Here is a 266-nt window from a genome sequence, read left to right as displayed (position 1 = left end):
AGCGCGGGTACCTCCTCACGGGGGACCCCGAGTTCCTCCCCGCCATGAGGAACGCCTGGCCAAGATCGACGGTCACCTGGAGGACGCCCGCGCGGCGTCCACGGACGCCCAGACCCCGTTCCTCGACGAGCTCGAGGCCGGGCTGGACGCGTGGTCGGCCAGCATGGACGCGCAGTTCGCGCTGTTCGCCCAGGACCCCCAGGCCGGCATCGACATGGCCTTCGACGCGACTCGCGAGCTGCGCAAGACCTACGAGGAGGCGCTCG

At 71.4% G+C, this 266-nt stretch carries 1 protein-coding gene; it reads left to right on the top strand.

Features of this window, described 5'->3' with window-relative positions; translation table 11 throughout:
* On the top strand, positions 1 to 266 hold a 266-nt coding region (locus ACYYG1_RS17530; protein WP_461211621.1), incomplete at both ends, for a hypothetical protein.

It is taken from the genome of Desulfocurvus sp. DL1XJH-121, assembly GCF_054819825.1.
This window is presented reverse-complemented; position numbering and strand designations above follow the sequence as displayed.